General features: G+C 67.1%; 16 protein-coding genes. 10 read left to right on the top strand and 6 right to left on the bottom strand.

What is annotated here, in order from left to right:
* Window position 1: 1 nt before the first annotated feature.
* Complete coding sequence (locus HCU76_RS28590) at window positions 2-2,380, bottom strand: bifunctional salicylyl-CoA 5-hydroxylase/oxidoreductase (RefSeq protein WP_218511193.1); 2,379 nt, start codon at window positions 2,378-2,380, stop codon at window positions 2-4.
* 101 nt (window positions 2,381-2,481) lie between these two features.
* On the opposite strand from HCU76_RS28590, the gene HCU76_RS28595 reads away from it, so the two are divergent.
* Both HCU76_RS28595 and HCU76_RS28600 read left to right on the top strand, forming a co-directional pair.
* A complete protein-coding gene (locus HCU76_RS28595) occupies window positions 2,482-3,747 on the top strand; it encodes a cyclopropane-fatty-acyl-phospholipid synthase family protein (protein WP_213958245.1) in 1,266 nt (421 codons plus the stop codon).
* Window positions 3,748-3,754: 7 nt separating this feature from the next.
* The gene (locus HCU76_RS28600) at window positions 3,755-4,081 is read left to right on the top strand and encodes a DUF1840 domain-containing protein (RefSeq protein WP_213958244.1); all 327 of its coding nucleotides are present in this window, start codon (window positions 3,755-3,757) and stop codon (window positions 4,079-4,081) included.
* An 18-nt stretch (window positions 4,082-4,099) separates the two neighbouring features.
* Here the strand turns inward: HCU76_RS28600 and HCU76_RS28605 are convergent, their stop codons facing one another.
* From HCU76_RS28605 to HCU76_RS28615, 3 genes are all read right to left on the bottom strand, one after another.
* Complete coding sequence (locus HCU76_RS28605) at window positions 4,100-5,020, bottom strand: hypothetical protein (RefSeq protein ID WP_218511194.1); 921 nt, start codon at window positions 5,018-5,020, stop codon at window positions 4,100-4,102.
* Between the two features lie 290 nt (window positions 5,021-5,310).
* Window positions 5,311-6,327: a tripartite tricarboxylate transporter substrate binding protein gene (locus tag HCU76_RS28610; protein WP_218511195.1), complete on the bottom strand. Its 1,017-nt coding sequence runs from the start codon at window positions 6,325-6,327 to the stop codon at window positions 5,311-5,313.
* A gap of 121 nt (window positions 6,328-6,448) precedes the next feature.
* Window positions 6,449-7,372: a LysR family transcriptional regulator gene (locus HCU76_RS28615; RefSeq protein ID WP_213958241.1), complete on the bottom strand. Its 924-nt coding sequence runs from the start codon at window positions 7,370-7,372 to the stop codon at window positions 6,449-6,451.
* Between the two features lie 114 nt (window positions 7,373-7,486).
* Between HCU76_RS28615 and HCU76_RS28620 the strand changes: the two genes are divergently transcribed.
* Window positions 7,487-8,245, top strand: a complete 759-nt coding sequence (locus HCU76_RS28620) for an SDR family oxidoreductase (protein WP_218511196.1) — start codon at window positions 7,487-7,489, stop codon at window positions 8,243-8,245.
* Between the two features lie 12 nt (window positions 8,246-8,257).
* Here HCU76_RS28620 and HCU76_RS28625 read toward each other — a convergent pair whose 3' ends face one another.
* Window positions 8,258-9,037, bottom strand: a complete 780-nt coding sequence (locus HCU76_RS28625) for a crotonase/enoyl-CoA hydratase family protein (RefSeq protein WP_218511197.1) — start codon at window positions 9,035-9,037, stop codon at window positions 8,258-8,260.
* 224 nt (window positions 9,038-9,261) lie between these two features.
* On the opposite strand from HCU76_RS28625, the gene HCU76_RS28630 reads away from it, so the two are divergent.
* The 7 genes from HCU76_RS28630 (at window position 9,262) to HCU76_RS28660 (ending at window position 15,584) form a co-directional block, all read left to right on the top strand.
* Window positions 9,262-9,702, top strand: a complete 441-nt coding sequence (locus HCU76_RS28630; RefSeq protein WP_218511198.1) for an ester cyclase — start codon at window positions 9,262-9,264, stop codon at window positions 9,700-9,702.
* Window positions 9,699-10,322 carry a TetR/AcrR family transcriptional regulator gene (locus HCU76_RS28635; protein WP_213958237.1) on the top strand — a complete coding sequence of 208 codons (624 nt, stop codon included), beginning with the start codon at window positions 9,699-9,701 and terminating at the stop codon, window positions 10,320-10,322. Before HCU76_RS28630 ends, HCU76_RS28635 begins: the two co-directional genes overlap by 4 nt.
* A complete protein-coding gene (locus HCU76_RS28640) occupies window positions 10,319-10,807 on the top strand; it encodes a c-type cytochrome (RefSeq protein ID WP_213958236.1) in 489 nt (162 codons plus the stop codon). Before HCU76_RS28635 ends, HCU76_RS28640 begins: the two co-directional genes overlap by 4 nt.
* A gap of 173 nt (window positions 10,808-10,980) precedes the next feature.
* Window positions 10,981-12,003, top strand: a complete 1,023-nt coding sequence (gene xylF, locus HCU76_RS28645) for a D-xylose ABC transporter substrate-binding protein (protein ID WP_213958235.1) — start codon at window positions 10,981-10,983, stop codon at window positions 12,001-12,003.
* Between the two features lie 322 nt (window positions 12,004-12,325).
* The gene (locus HCU76_RS28650; protein WP_218511199.1) at window positions 12,326-13,513 is read left to right on the top strand and encodes a sugar ABC transporter permease; all 1,188 of its coding nucleotides are present in this window, start codon (window positions 12,326-12,328) and stop codon (window positions 13,511-13,513) included.
* A 1-nt stretch (window position 13,514) separates the two neighbouring features.
* The gene (locus HCU76_RS28655; protein WP_213958233.1) at window positions 13,515-14,294 is read left to right on the top strand and encodes an ATP-binding cassette domain-containing protein; all 780 of its coding nucleotides are present in this window, start codon (window positions 13,515-13,517) and stop codon (window positions 14,292-14,294) included.
* Window positions 14,295-14,426: 132 nt separating this feature from the next.
* A complete protein-coding gene (locus HCU76_RS28660; RefSeq protein ID WP_213958232.1) occupies window positions 14,427-15,584 on the top strand; it encodes an ROK family transcriptional regulator in 1,158 nt (385 codons plus the stop codon).
* 81 nt (window positions 15,585-15,665) lie between these two features.
* On the opposite strand, the gene HCU76_RS28665 is transcribed toward HCU76_RS28660, so the two are convergent.
* The gene (locus tag HCU76_RS28665) at window positions 15,666-16,097 is read right to left on the bottom strand and encodes a DUF1801 domain-containing protein (protein ID WP_218511200.1); all 432 of its coding nucleotides are present in this window, start codon (window positions 16,095-16,097) and stop codon (window positions 15,666-15,668) included.
* Window positions 16,098-16,185: the final 88 nt, after the last annotated feature.

A 16,185-nucleotide genomic window follows, 5' to 3' on the forward strand; every position in this document is an offset into this window, starting at 1 on the left:
GTCACTCCACCGGAACGGCCTTGGCCGTCGTGGGTTGCAGGGCCGCAGCCATCTCCTTCTGCTTGGCGATCTCGCGGTACATCTGGTCGCGCCCGCTGAGGTACTGCTTCGGCCATTCCACCGCGCGGCTTTCGAGCTTGGCGGCTTCGTGCAATGTCCAGGCGGGGTCGGCCAGGTGCGGGCGCGCCACGGCGCAGAGGTCGGCGCGGCCGGCGGCGATGATGCTGTTGGCCTGGTCGGCGTCGGTGATGGCACCGACGGCGATGGTCGAGATGCCGACCTCGTTGCGGATGCGGTCGGCGAACGGCGTCTGGTACATGCGGCCGTAGACGGGCTTGGCGGCGCGGGTGGTCTGGCCGGAGGAGACGTCGATGAAGTCGGCGCCTGCCGCTTTGAACAGGCGCGCGACCTCGATGGCGTCGTCGCCCGTGTTGCCGCCGGGTGCCCAGTCGTGCGCGGAGATGCGCACGCTCATCGGCTTGTCGGCGGGCCACACGGCGCGCATCGCCTTGAACACTTCAAGCGGGTAGCGGCAGCGCGCATGGATGTCACCGGCGTATTCGTCGGTGCGCAGGTTGGTCAGCGGGCTGATGAAGGAGGCGAGCAGATAGCCGTGGGCGCAGTGCAGCTCGAGCCAGTCGAAGCCGGCTTCGGCGGCGCGGCGCGTGGAGTCGACGAACTGGTCGCGCATGAGGTCCATGTCGGCGCGGCTCATTTCGGCGGGCAACTGGTTCTGCTCGCCGTAGGCCAGCGCGCTCGCCGACAACAGCGGCCAGTTGCCGGACGGCAGCGGCTCGTCGGTGCCTTCCCAACCGACTTGCGTCGAACCCTTGGGGCCGCTGTGGCCGAGCTGCATGCCGATGCGCGCGCTGCTCTGCGCATGCACGAAGTCGACGATGCGCTTGAAGGCGGCTTGCTGCGTGTCGTTGTAGAGGCCGGTGCAGGCGGGCGTGATGCGGCCTTCGGGCGTGGGGCTGGTCATCTCGACCATCACCATCGCCGCGCCGCCCAGCGCGCGTGCGCCCAAGTGCACGAGGTGGAAGTCCTGCGGCACGCCGTCGACCGCGCTGTAGGTGGCCATGGGCGAGACGATGATCCGGTTCTTCAGCGTGAGGCCGCGCACGGTCAGCGGCATCAGCATCGGCGGGACGCGCTTGCCGCCGGCCAGCCATTGTTCGTAGCCGCCGAGCCACTTCGCATCGCGCAGGCGCAGGTTCTCGTGGCTGATGCGTTGCGAGCGCGTGAGAAGCGAATAGGCGAACTGCTCGACCTCCATGCCGCTGTAGCGCGTGACGTTCTCGAACCATTCGGTCGAGTTGCGCGCGGCGTTCTGGATCTTCAGCACCTCGACGCTGCGCCGGCCTTCGTAGGCTTCCAGCACCTGTTCGACATCGCCACCTTCGCTGGAGACTTGCGCAAAGGTGTTGGCCAGGTCGATCGCGTCTTCGAGCGCCAGCTTGGTGCCGGAGCCGATCGAGAAGTGCGCGGTGTGCGCCGCATCGCCCATGAGCACCACCGGCACCGACTTGCCGCCGATGTCGACGCGATGCGTCCAGTGCCCGCAGACCACGCGCGGGAAGCGAATCCAGTTGGCGGAGCCGCGCAGGTGGGTGGCGTTGCTGATGAGGGCGTTGCCGTCGAGGTAGGGCGCGAAGAGTTTTTCGCAGAAGGCGATGGCTTCGGGCTGTTCCATCTGGTCGAGGCCGTGGGCCTTCCAGACTTCTTCCGGCGTTTCGACGATGAAGGTGGAGGTGTCGGCGTCGAACTGGTAGGCATGGGCCTGGAACCAGCCGTGTTCGGTCTGCTCGAACGCAAAGGTGAAGGCGTCGAACTTCTTCTTGGTGCCGAGCCAGACGAAGCGACACAGGCGGGTGTCGATGTCGGGCTGGTAGACGTCGGCGTAGCGCGTGCGGATGCGGCTGTTGAGGCCGTCGCTGGCGATGACGAGGTCGGCTTCGTATTGGGCGGCAAGCGCCTGGTCGTCGGTGGCGTCGCATTCGAAGACGAGGTCGACGCCCAGTGCCAGGCAGCGCTCCTGCAGGATGTTGAGCAGGCGCTTGCGGCCGATGCCGCAGAAGCCGTGGCCGCCGGAGCGCACGCTGCGGCCCTTGAAGAAGACCTCGATGTCGTCCCAGTGGTTGAAGGCGTCGCCGATGAGGGCTGCGGTGGGCGCATCGGCGGCGGCCAGGTTGGCCAGCGTCTGGTCGCTGAGCACCACGCCCCAGCCGAAGGTGTCGAAGGGGCGGTTGCGCTCGACGACGGTGACGGTCAGGTCAGGCCAGCGCGCTTTCATCAACAGCGCGAAGTACAGACCGGCGGGGCCACCCCCGATGCACAACACACGGCGGAGGGCGGGAGAGGGCAACTTTGGGCAATTCATGGTCGAATAGTTTAGGCTTAAACAATCATATGTCAATGGACTACAGCGTGAATGGGCCAAGCCGGTTGACGATTGAGTAACAGATCGCAAGAATCTTTCGCATGCAAAGCTTGATACCGAAGATCGAGTCGCGCCTGGACACGCTTGCCGTGCCTATTGCGCTGGAGCTGCCCGACGGGCGGCGCGTTGCGAAGCCTGGCTCGCGCGTGACGCTGGCCTTCTCGGACTGGTCGGGGCTGGCCAAGCTCGCGGCCAGTCAGATCGGTGCGCTCGGGGAGTTGTACGTCGAGGGCAGGGTGCAGATCGAAGGCGCGATGCGCGATCTGACCGATGTGGCCGTTGGCCTGCTGCCGGGCAATCCGGCTGAAACCAACACGGGCTGGTGGGGTCGGCTGCTGCGGCGGGCCAAGTCCCGCGGCGCGCATTCGCTCAACAAGGATGCCGCGCAGATCGAATTCCACTACGACGTGTCGGACGATTTCTATGCCCTGTGGCTGGACCCGCGGCGCGTCTATTCCTGCGCGTACTTCAAGACGCCCGAGCTGACGCTGGCTCAGGCGCAGGAGGCCAAGCTGGACCACATCTGCCGCAAGCTGCTGCTGCAGCCAGGGCAGCGCTTCCTGGACATCGGCTCGGGCTGGGGCGCCTTGCTGATGTGGGCGGCCGAGCACTACGGCGTGGATGCAACCGGAATCACGTTGTCGAAGAACCAGCACGCCTACGTGCAGCAGCTCATCGACGCCAGGGGACTGGGCGGGCGCGTGCGCGTGGAGCTGCGCGATTACCGGGAGCTGGCGGCCGACAAGCCCTTCGACCGCATCGCGTCCGTGGGGATGTTCGAGCACGTGGGGGCGGCCAACATGCGTGCCTATTTCGCCCGCATCGACGAACTGCTGGTGCCCGGCGGCATGGTCATGAACCACGGCATCACGTCGGGTCGGCTCGACCAGCACCAACTGGGCAACGGCATGGGCGACTTCATCGAGAAGTACATCTTCCCGGGTGGCGAATTGCTGCACGTCACGCATGTGCTGCGCGAGATGGCGGCGGCGGGCCTGGAGATGGTCGATACCGAGAACCTGCGGCCGCATTACGCGCGCACGCTATGGAATTGGTCGGACGCCCTCGAAGGCAGGCTGGACGCCGCGCTGGCGGTGCTGCAGCGCTCCACCGGCAGCCGCGAGCGGGCGGAGCGCATCCTGCGCGCCTATCGTCTTTACCTGGCCGGATCGGCCATGAGTTTCGAGCAGGGCTGGATCTCGCTGCACCAGATGCTTGCCATCAAGCCGGACGGCAACAAGGACACGGGCTTGATGCGTGGCGCACATTCGGCGTACCCTTTCGTCCGCGACCACATTTACCGGTAAGAACCACATGCTCTACAGATTCAAATCGCAAGCGACCCAGGATGTCGTGATGCTCGAAGCCAACGCCCGGCAATTGCTCGAGATCATGGGCAAATCCGGAGGAGGCAGCGGCATCATCACGGTCGAGCAGATCCCCTCGGCGCTCGCGGCGCTGGAGGCCGCCGTGCGCACGGAAGGCACGAACAGGCACAACCATGATGCGCTCGCGGTGGAAGGGCATGCGGAAGAGGCGGAGCGGCAGCATATCGGGCTGCATCAGCGGGCGGCGCCGATCATCCACATGCTCAAGGATGCGCAGGCCGATGGCAAGGATGTGATCTGGGGCGCCAAATAAAGTCCGCCCTGCGTTGATCTACCTCGGGATCGCGCCCGGGCTCGAATAGTCGTAGCGCGGGCCGGGTCCGGGAACGATCGGCGGTCCTGCGTCCGGACCACGGCTCGGAGCGACGCCTTCATAGGCGGGCGGGGCCTCCACGGGCGATGGAATCGACGAGGCATAGCGCGGGCCGGGGCCGGGGACCACGGGTGGCCCTGGATCGGCGTAGCCTGGATTCAAGGTGTTCGCCGGTTCGCGCAAAGGCGCGACCCAGCCGAAGTTTGGCGCCAGGCCGCTGGTGTCGGTGTCCGGCGACTCCTGACGGCGGCTGCGCTCGCGGGCGTAGCTGCGTGGCGCGGTCGTGGGGCGCCTGCGCGCCGCGTCAGCGCCGCGACCGGCGGTCGAAGGAGAAGTCGCGGCGATGGATGCATCGGCTTCCGTACCGGTGGCCGGCGGGGGCCTTGCGGCGGGGGCGAGGGGTGGGAGGGTGGCGACGCGGCTCGACGCTCCCGGCGCTGGTGACTCCGCTAATGTTGGTGTTGCTACCGGCGCGACAGGCGAAGCAACGGTCGGCGCCGGTTCCGCCTGAGGTCGGGATTCGCTGGACGGAACCGACGCGTTCGTACTGGCCTGCAGCGGCACCACCGCCTTGTGGGAGGTCAGCACATACATGCACCAACCCACGAAGCCGATCAGCAGCACCAGGCCGGCCAGCCCGGCGCGCAGCCAAAACATTGCTGGCTCGCGCGCGGGCGCCGCAGCGCGCAAGGGCGTCGGCCGGGAATGATCGGTGGCGATGCGCGTAGAGTCCAAGCCCACGTCGCGGCGCGAGTCCGCAAACGTCGGCCCCGGGATGGAAGTAACCACCGGCTCGACGCCAAGCCGCGCGGCGCAGCCGACGCAGAACCTGGCATTCTTCCGATTGAGCTTTCCGCAGATACCGCAAGCGGTCGTCATGAACCCACTCCTGACTGGATGAGCCTTGGACTGTGTGCCAAGGCCGGGGTTCACGTTGTCGGCAATTGACTACTTTGCAATTAAGTTCCGGTGCCGTTTCTGGCCAGGCGGGCCGTCCAGATGGCTCCAGTGCAGTCAGCTATGGTCTTGATCAAAGCCAGCGCAGAAGGTGTGAAGATTTCGTAGCGAGGGCGCCGAGGTTGGGTTGAGCACCGCAGCCGTACTTCTGTACGGCGAGGAGCGCAGGCCCGAGATCGGCGTCCGCAGTAGAAATATTCACACCTTCGGGGTCAGTCGACTTTGGCGCCGGAGTCCTTCACCACCTTCGCCCACTTGATGTGCTCGCTCGCGATCAGCTTCGTGAATTCAGCCGGCGTGTTGCCGCTCGGGATGGCGCCCTGGGCCAGCATCTTTTCCTTGATGGCCGGCGTGTTCAGCGACTTGGCGACTTCCTGCTGGATGCGGTTGACGATCTCGGGCGGCGTGCCGGCCGGCGCGAGCAGGCCGAACCACGAACTGGCCTCGAAGCCCTTGAGCGCAGGGCCGCCGGCTTCCTCGACCGTGGGCACGTCGGGCAGCGCGGCGGAACGCTTCGAACTCGTCACGGCCAGCGCTATCAGCTTGCCGCCCTTGATCTGCTGCATCGACGAGGGCAGGTTGTCGAACATCACGTCGGCATTGCCGGCCACCATGTCCATCAACGCCGGGCCGGAGCCCTTGTACGGGATGTGCGTCATGAAGCTGCCGGACATGCTCTTGAACAGCTCGCCGGACAGATGGATCGAGGTGCCGCTGCCGCTCGACGCCATGTTGAGCTTGCCCGGATGGCTCCTGGCGTACTTGATGAAGTCGGCCACGTTCTTGATGCCCATCTCCCGGGCCTTGTCGGCGTTCATCTCCATCACGTTCGGCACGGCGGCGACGAGCGTGATCGGCTCGAAGTCCTTGATCGGGTCGTAGGGCAACTTGTTGTAGAGCGCGCGGTTGATGCCGTGCGTGCCCACCGTGCCCATGAGCAGCGTGTAGCCGTCGGGCGGCGCGTGGGCCACCACCTCGGCGCCGATGTTGCCGCCGGCGCCGCCGCGGTTGTCGACGATGAACTGCTGGCCGAAGGCCTTCGACAGCTCCGGCGCCACGGCGCGCGCCAGGATGTCGGTGGTGCCGCCGGCCGCGAAGGGCACGACGATGCGCACCGGCTTGGTGGGCCAGTTGTCCTGGGCGGTGGCGGGACCTGCGATCAGCAGCAGCGCTGCCGCTGCGCTTGCGGCCAGGGCGACGCGCCGATTCGGCTTGGAGAGGAGGGTCATGCCGGCTTTCGAGGAGGTGGGTTGCGGGGAGGTCATCGCGCTCGTTGTAAGCGCGAAGCGAGCGATCCGTTGCCCGTAGTTACCCAAGCCGCGCCGCTGTAGTCAACGGCCATTTCAATGCTCAATGGCCCTTCATCCTCGGCGCGAAGCCGGCCTCGCGGAAGCGCTCGACCACGAAGTCGACGAACACGCGTGTCTTGGCCGGCAGCAGCTTCTTGCTCGGGTAGTACAGCGACAACTGGCCCATGTCGGCGGCCCAGCCGGGCAGCAGTCGCACGAACTCCCCGCTGGCCAGCCCGGCTGCGGCGAAGGGCATCGGCAGCAGCGCCACGCCGAGGTCCATCCGCACGGCCTGGGCGATGGCCTCCGGGTCGCTGAACACGATGCGGGCGCGCAGGTCGGCCGCGCCTTCATCGCCGGTTGCGTTGCGCAGCGTCCAGCTGCGCATGCGCCCGGTCGGCGACGAGCGCCGCACGATGCCGTCGAAGGTCGCGAGATCGGAGGGATGCCGGGGCGCAACCCGGCCCGCCATGTAGCGCGGCGAAGCCACCGCCACCACGTCGACGCGCGCCAGCTCCCGCGCCACCAGCCCCGGCGACAGTTCGATGCCGCCGCCGATGGCCGCGTCGAAGCCTTCGCCGATCAGGTCGACCTGGCGGTTGTCGAAATGCCAGTCGGGCACGACGGCCGGGTAGCGCGCGAGGAAGTCGCCGAGCAGCGGCACCACGTAGGCGCGGCCGAAGGCCTGGCCCATGCTGACCTTGAGCGTGCCGGCCGGCTCGCCGCCGACGGTGGCCACGCTGGCCAGCGCATCCTGCAGCGTGGCCAGGCCGCCGCTCACCTGGCGCAGGAAGCCCTCGCCGGTCTCGGTGAGGGCGAGCCGCCGCGTACTGCGCTGGAACAGCCGCACGCCCAGGCTGGCCTCCAGGCGCGCGACGTTCTTGCTGACGGCGGCTGGCGTCAGGCCCAGGCGCCGCGCGGCGGCGGAGAAGCTGCCGGCCTCGGCGCTCTGGACGAAGGATTCGAGATGGGTGAGGGGTTCCATCGTTGCCATTTTCAACCAGTGGTTGCAAGTCATTGAGGTTTTTGATGGCTACCGGGAACAGATGGGAATCCCCAAACTGGAGGCCTGTTCAACACATTCCCTCGAAAGATCATCATGACCACCTCTGCAAACTCCCTCTCGCTCGCTGGCAAGGTTGCCTTCGTCACCGGCGGCTCCCGCGGCATCGGCGCCGCGATCGTGCGCCGTCTGGCCGCCGATGGCGCGAACGTCGTCTTCAGCTATGCGGCCTCGCAAGCGCCTGCGGATGAACTGGTGCGCAGCGTCGAAGCCGCGGGCGGTCGCGCCCAGGCCGTGCGCGTCGACAGCGCCGACGCCGCGGCGCTCTCCGCCGGCATCGACAAGGCCGCGGCCGAACACGGCCGCCTCGACATCCTGGTCAACAGCGCGGGCGTGCTGCTGCTTGGCACGGTGGACCAGCTCTCGGTGGAAGACTTCGACCGCACGCTGGCGGTCAACGTGCGCGCCGTTTTCGTCGCCACCAAGGCCGCGACCGCGCACATGGCGCAGGGCGGCAGGGTCATCAACATCGGCAGCACGAATGCCGAGCGCATGCCCTTTGCCGGCGGCAGCGCCTATGCGATGAGCAAGGCGGCGCTGGTCGGGTTGGTCAAGGGCCTGGCGCGCGACCTCGGCCCGCGCGGCATCACGATCAACAACGTGCAGCCCGGCCCGGTCGACACCGACATGAACCCGGCCGACGGGCCGAACGCGGACGGCCTGCGCTCACTGATGGCGATCCCGCACTTCGGCACGGGGGAGGACATTGCCGGCATGGTGGCGTATCTGGCGGGGCCGGACGGGGGCTATGTGACGGGAGCGAGCCTGACGATCGACGGGGGGTTTGGCGCGTGATCCATGCGCCGGTCAATTGCCGGTGAAATTGCCGTGTCGCCCCGCACCCTCGGCGAAGCGCTCGGCGCCGGCCTTCCCTTCGGCCGCGACGATCGGCACGCCGCGCATGCCTTCCTGCCGAAGCGCGTCGGCCAGCGGCAGGTCCCACTGCGCGTAGGCCGAGTGGCGGTCGTTCAGCATGCATTGCTGCGGGAAGGCGGCGATATCGCGGGCCAGTGACCTGGCTTCGGCCAGCGCGTTGCCGGCTGCGCTGACGCGGTTGAGCAAGCCCATCGCCAACGCTTCCGGCGCAGCCACCGGACGGCCGGTCAGGATCAGGTCGAGCGCACGGGCCATGCCGACGATGCGCGGCAGGCGCACCGTGCCGCCATCGATCAGCGGGACGCCCCAGCGCCGGCAAAACACGCCAAGTACGGCGTCGGGATCCGCCACCCGCAGGTCGGCCAGCAAAGCGAGTTCCAGGCCCCCGGCCACCGCGTAGCCGCTGATGGCCGCGATCAACGGCTTCGACAACGCCATGCGGGTCGGGCCCATGGGCGCGTTGCGGCCGCCTTCCGGATCCAGTTCGTTGCGAAGCGCTGGATCGCCCACCGCCGAGAGATCGGCGCCGGCGCAGAAGTTGTCGCCCGCGCCGGTCAGGATCGCCACGCGCAGCGCGGGGTCGGCTTCGAAGCGCTCGAACGCATTGCGAAGTGCCAGTGCCGTGGGACCGTCGACGGCGTTGCGTTTTTCCGGGCGGTTGATGGTGATGACGCAGATCTCCGCATCGACTTCGAAGCTGACAAGTGACATGGCGGCGCCTTTCAGGTGCGCCTGGACCGGCGCGTTTGAGCTGAGGTATGGACCTGCCGTCGAATCGTAGCCTCGCGCTGGTTCGCGAAGACGCCAGGTTGAATTTGCCGCATGCCGGGAGTGACGCAGTTCACTTGCAAACGCACGCTCGCGATCTAACATTCTTGTCATGAGATTTCTATCTCATGAGCAGGGAGTCTCTTTCCAGCCTGAAAGGAATTACCATGCCGCTCACCCACGAAGAAATGGACCGCAAGCTCGACGAGCATTTCGGTTTCGAGGCGCATGACGACGTGGCCGGCGTCCTGGCCACGCTGGCGCCGACGGTCGAGCACGACATCGTCGGCTGGCCCACCGGGCCGACCCGCGGGCGTGACGCCGCGCGGCCCTTCTACGAAGCCCTGTTCGCGGATCTCACCGACGGCAAGGTGAAGTCGCTGCGCCGTCTCTACGGCCACAACTTCATGGTCGACGATTCGCTCTGGAGCGGCAGGGCGTCCGGGCGCCCGTTCGGCCTGGACGGGCATGGCCGTCCCTTGCGCTTCCGGCTGCTGCACGTGGTCGAATTTTCCGACGCGGGCCAGATCAACCGGGAGAACGTGTGGATCGACATGGCCGCCGTCCTGCAGCAGTTGCCGCAGGCCGAGGCCACCGCCGCCGCATGACGCCGCTGGACCTGCGGCACCAGCAGAAGCAGCGCACGCGACAGGCCTTGCTCCAGGCCGCATCGGAACTCATGCGCCTGGGCGGCCGGCCCACGCTGGAGGCCGTCGCTGTGCAGGCGATGGTTTCGCGTGCCACGGCCTACCGCTACTTTCCGAAGGTCGAGACGCTGTACCTGGAGGCCTCGATCGACGTCGACACGCCGCAGGCTGAGCAGATCCTGGCTGGCGTGCCGGCGAGCAATCCGATCGCGCGGCTGGAACGCATCGACGATGCGCTGCAGGCCATGATGCAGGCCAACGAAGTGACCTTGCGCATGATGCTGGCGCAGTCGCTGGCGCGCAGCGCACGCGGCGAGGTCGACCCGCAGTTGCCCGCACGCCAGAACCGGCGTTCGCCGCTGATCGAGGCGGCGCTGGGCCCGACGCGTGCCCGCTTCAGCCCCGCGGGGCTGCGCAACCTCCAGCACGCGCTCGCGCTGGTCATGGGCACCGAATCCATGCTCGTCTTCAAGGACGTGCTGCGCCTGGACGATGCCGAGGCGCGCAAGGTCCGCCGCTGGGCCATCCGCGCCCTGGTCAACGCCGCATTGCCAACCCCCAAGCAGGAGAAGTCCCCATGATGACGAAGAAGCACTTGCCCTCCGTTGCCGCGCTGCTGCTCGCGAGCGCCTGCACGGTCGCCCTGGCCGAAAGCGCCGCGTCGGCCAAGGCGCCCACAAGCCAGCTGCAGCGTGGCCGCTACCTGGTGCAGACCGCCGGCTGCAACGACTGCCACACACCCGGCTACGCGCCGCAGAACGGCAAGGTCGACGAGAAGCTCTGGCTCACCGGCGATGCGCTGGGTTGGGCCGGCCCATGGGGGACGACTTATCCGACCAACCTGCGCTTGCTGCTGGCCGGCATGAGCGAGCAGCAATGGCTGCAGCACGCCCGCCGCATGGAGCCGCGCCCGCCCATGCCGTGGTTCAACGTGCGCGCGATGACCGATACCGATCTCAAGGCCATCTACGCCTACACGCGGTCGCTGGGTTCGGCCGGCGTGGCGGCGCCGGCGTATCTGCCGCCGGGCACGAAGGCGAACGGGCCGGTGGTGCAGTTTCCTTAGCCACGGCGCGACCCGCGCCGGGCCGTGATGCGGCAGGCGCTGCGTCTCCACAAGGGACGCATGCCCGGGCTTACCCTGATGTGCAAAAAGTCCAGGCGGTGGGATAGTTAGTTTGTCAGCCGAACTAATCACTGAGCGGTGACTTACCAACTTCCCTAGCCGGAGACTTCCACATGCAATTCAAGAGCACTCTCACAGCCGTGGCCCTGGGCCTTGCTGCTTTCGGCGCCTGCGCCCAGACCGTGGTCGGCGTGAGCTGGTCCAACTTCCAGGAGGAGCGCTGGAAGACCGACGAGGCCGCGATCAAGGCGGAGCTTGAAAAGCATGGCGCCAAGTACATCAGCGCAGATGCCGGCGGCTCGCCCGAGAAGCAGCTCGGTGACATCGAAGGCCTGATGGCGAAGGGCGCCAAGGCGCTGATCGTGCTGGCGATGGACAAGGACGCGATCCTGCCCGCCGTCACCAAGGCCGTGCGCCAGAAGGTGCCCGTCATTGCCTATGACCGCCTGATCGAAGCGCCCGGCGTGTTCTACATCACTTTCGACAACACCGAGGTCGGCCGCATGCAGGCGCGCGAGGTGTTCAAGCTCGCGCCCAAGGGCAACTACGTGTTCATCAAGGGCTCGCCGACCGACCCGAACGCCAACTTCCTGCGCGCGGGCCAGCAGGAAGTCGTCGCGGAAGCGGTGAAGAAGGGCGACATCAAGATCGTCGGCGACGAGTACACCGACGGCTGGAAGCCCGAGGTCGCCCAGAAGAACATGGAACAGATCCTGACCAAGGCCGGCGGCAAGGTCGATGCAGTGGTGGCCTCCAACGACGGCACGGCCGGCGGGGCAGTGGCGGCGCTGACTTCCAAGGGCGTCAAGGGCATTCCCGTGTCGGGACAGGACGCCGACTTCGCCGCGCTGAACCGCGTGGCGCAGGGCACGCAGACCGTGTCGGTGTGGAAGGACTCTCGCGAACTCGGCAAGGAAGCCGCCGATGCCGCGCTGGCACTCGCCGCCGGCAAGCCCGTGGACAAGGCCACCAGCTGGGACAAGGGCGAAAAGAAGATCGCCCTGCAATCGCGCTTCCTGACGCCGGTGCCGATCACCAAGGCCAACCTGGACGTGGTGGTGAAGGCTGGCTGGATCAAGAAGGACGAACTGTGCAAGGGCGTGAGCGGGGACAAGGCTCCCGCGGCCTGCAAGTAAGGCCCACCCCGCGGCGCCTGCGGCGCCCGGACGGCCGCCAGAGGCGGCTGCTCCTGCGGGGCCGTCCAAGCCTGCGCAGGCAGGCTTGGAGCCGCGGCCCTCGGCCCCTCGAGGGGGCAACACCAGCGGCCCGGCAAAGCCGGTTCCGCGGTGTTTCACGCGATCTCGCTCTGCAGAGGCTGCTCGCGTGCAACTCCCTCTCCCCTCGGGGAGAGGGTTGGGGTGAGGGCCGCGGTGCATCGCTCGCGCCCGCCTTGAATGAGCCCGGCAACGTTCCCTCTCGCTGGAACGCGTACCTGCAAATCGTCGATGGGAGTTTTTTATGAACAAGCCTTTGCCAATCTGGCGCCGCAGCGGCGTCGACCTTCGCCTGTTGCTCATGAGCGTGCTGCTCATCGTGATGGGTGTGGTGTTCAACATCTTCTCGGGCGGCGTGTTCCTGTCGCCGGAGAACCTCTACAACGTCGCGCAGCAGACGGCCGTGGTCGGCATCGTGGCAACGGTGATGGTGCTGGTGATCGTCGCGCGGCACATCGACTTGTCGGTGGGCTCGGTGATGGGTTTCGTCGGTGTGCTGATCGCCTACCTGCAATACACCTCGGGCTGGTCCTGGCCGACGGCTTGCCTCGCGGGCCTCGCGGTGGCCTTGCTGGTGTCGATCTACCAGGGGTGGCTCACGGCGGTGCTGGGAGTGCCTTCGTTCGTCGTGACGCTGGGCGGCCTGATGTCGTTCCGCGGCGCGGCCTTCCTGGTCGCGGACGGCAAGACGCAGCCGGTCAGCGACGAGTTCTTCCAGCGCCTGGGCGGTGGCTATGACGGCGCCATCGGCGTGACGGCGACATGGGTGCTGACGGGCATCGTCGCGCTGGTGCTTTTGTTCCGCATGGTGCAGAAGCGCAGGGCGCTGCAACGCTATGAGATGCCGACGGAGTCGCTGACGGTGGACCTGATGTTCACGGCAGTGCCGATCGCGGTGCTGGTGGTCTTTGCCTGGGCCATGAACCACTACCAGATCTCCGGCAAGGACGCGCCGCAGGGCATTCCGATCCCTGTGCTGATCTGGGCCGTGGTGGGCATCGTGCTGTCCTTCATCGTGCACCGCACCCGCTTCGGGCGCTACGTGTTCGCGATGGGCGGCAACCCGGATGCGGCGGAGCTGGTGGGCATTCCGGTCAAGCGCGTCACGCTGATGCTGTTCGCATTGCTGGCGGTGCTGGTCACCATCGCCGCGATCGTGTCGATCGCGCGCCTCAACGCGGGCACCAACTCGCTGGGCACGGGCATGGAGTTGTATGTGATCGCGGCGGCCGTCATCGGCGGCACGGCGCTCGCGGGCGGCAGCGGCTCGATCTTCGGCTCGGTGCTGGGCGCGCTGATCATGCAGTCGCTCGACAGCGGCATGCTGCTGCTGGACGTGGCCATCGGCAAGCGCATGGTGATCGTCGGGCAGGTGCTGATCATCGCCGTCGTGTTCGATGTGCTGTATCGCAAGAAATTCGGAGATCGCTGAAATGGCCACGATCGACAAATCGAAGCCGCTGGTCGAGCTGCGCAACATCCGCAAGGCTTTCGGCGGCGTGCACGCGGTGGAAGACGTCAGCGTCAACCTCTACCCGGGCGAAGTGGTGGCGCTGCTGGGCCACAACGGCGCCGGCAAGTCCACGCTGATGAAGATGCTGGCGGGTGCCTACCCGATCGACTCGGGCGACACGATCATCGCGGGCGAAAAGGTCCACATCCGCACGCCTTCGGAGGCGCAGGCGCAGGGCATCGAGACCATCTACCAGACGCTGGCGCTGGCCGACAACCTGGACTCGGTGTCGAACCTGTTCCTCGGGCGCGAGAAGCTCACGCCGTGGCGCACGCTGGACGACCATTTCATGGAAGGCGCCGCGCGCAAGGTGTTCAACCGGCTGAACAAGAACTTCACCAATATCCGCGTGCCGGTGCGTGGCTTGTCAGGCGGGCAGCGGCAGGTGGTGGCGATCTCGCGGGCGCTGTACTTCAATGCGCGCATCCTTATCATGGACGAGCCCTGCGCGGCGCTCGGTCCGGAAGAGACGGCGATGGTCGGCGGGCTTGTGAAGCAGCTCAAGTCCGACGGCGTCGGCATCTTCCTGATCACGCACGACATGCCCGATGTGTTCTCGCTGAGCGATCGCCTCGCGGTGATGAAGAACGGCAAGCTGGTGGGAACGTATCGCACCGCCGACGTGACCGAGGACGAGGTGCTGGGGATGATCATCGCGGGCAAGCGGCCAGAGGGCAAGCCGCAGGCCGAGCACGCATGAACTGTTGCTCCTCCCCAGGTCGTGGCGGCACTTCGTGTCGCCACTCTCACCCCCCACCGGGGGCAACACCAGCGGCCCGGCAAAGCCGGTTCCGCGGTGTTTCTGGAATGGGACAGCTTGATCAATCTGGATATGAAAACGATCGGTGACCAGCAACTGCTCAAGCGCATCAACCGCAGCGTGCTGCTGCGGTTGTTGCGTGCGCAGCCGGGCCTGTCGCGGGCGCGCTTGGCGAGCGAGAGCGGGCTGACCAAGTCGACGGTGAGCGGGCTGGTGCGCGAACTGATCGAGGACCGCTGGCTCACCGAATCCGATGCGGCCGTCACCGATGGGCTGGGGCGGCCATCGACGCCGTTGTCCATCAACGACCGTGTGCGTGCGCTGGTGGGCATCGAGGTGGGGGTCGAGACAATGCGCGTGGTGTGCGTGTCGCTGCTGGGCGAAGTGCTGCGTTTGGATGCGCAGCCGTTGCACAGCGCGGAGCCCGCCGCAGTCTGCGCGCAGGCTGGTGCGATGTGTGCGCAAGCCTGGGACGAGATCGCTGAACGCGGGCTCGAACTCACCGGCATCGGCGTGGGCGTGCCCGGCGCGGTGGACGACGCCACCGGCATCGTGCTGTTCGCACCCAACCTCGGATGGCGCCGGCTCGACCTGCTGCCCCGGCTCATCGAGGCGTTCGCCGCGGCCGGCCTGCCACGCGTGCCGGTGCAGTTGCAGAACGAAGCCGATGTGGCGGCGCTCGGCGAATACGAGTTCTGCGACGGCGAGGGCGAGGATCCGCTGATCTTTGTCGATTGCGATGTGGGCGTGGGCGCCGGCATCGTGTTGAACGACCGCCTCTTCACCGGCGCGCAGGGCATGGCCGGCGAGATCGGCCACAGCATCCTGCAGGCCGACGGGCCGTTGTGCTCCTGCGGCAGGCGCGGCTGCGCCGAAGCGTTCTTCGGTTCGCGCATGCTGGGCAAGAAGCGAGGCGACGTGCGCCGCGCGGGCGAGATGCTGGGCGTGCTGCTGCAGAACCTGTGGATCACTTTCGACCCGCGCGCCATCGTCGTCGGTGGCTCGACGTGCGTGAACCATCCCGAGTTTTTGCAAAGCGCCATCGAGACGGTGCAGCGCTACGCGGAAGCAGCAGGCATGCCGCCGCCGGTGGTGCGCGGCGCGCGCCACGGATTGCTGGCGCCTGCGGTGGGGGCGGCGGCATTGGCGCTGCATGACTACTTGCGGCCGATGCATCCGAACACGGTCGAGCGGCGCGAGCGGGCCAGTCCGCAATTGCTGGCGCGCTGAACCGCCTCGGCGGGCAGTTGGGCTTGCCATGGGCCTACAACCAGGACTCGACGCGAGACGTCGAATCCGCGCCGCCGGTGGTCATCCAGGAAACGGCCGACGCGATCCGGCCGAAGTGATCTTGGCTGGCACCGCAGTCGGGTCGCCGTGACGCTCGTTGAGGGCAACGGCTTCCTGGACCAACCTGACCACGGTGGCCTGCTCAAGGGGCGTTTCCTTCACGAGATGCAACGTTGCCATCTCGTACTTTCCGCCCGGCTTCAAGCGCGGCTCGATATGCCACAGACGCTGGCCGCGCCAGAAACCCAGGAGGATGCGCTCTTCCTCGGCGCGGATGAGAAGGACGGGACCCTTCGAAAAGTACACCAGGTGGCCCCACTTGATGGCTTCTTGCAGCGGTGCGGAACTGACGACAGTTGATCGCAGTGCTTGCGCACAGCGCCGTTGCCAATCGGCGAGCGAGGCAATGTATGCGTCGGGATTTTCTGCAGGGACGGACTTCTTCATTGGCATGGGGCAGCCTCCGTGCGGCCTCGGCCAGCCCACCCTCGCCAGAAGCGGATGTCGCTGTCGAAATGAGGCTGAGTAGCTACACTTTCAT

The organism is Variovorax sp. dw_308 (genome assembly GCF_019207085.1).
GTDB lineage: Bacteria > Pseudomonadota > Gammaproteobacteria > Burkholderiales > Burkholderiaceae_C > Variovorax.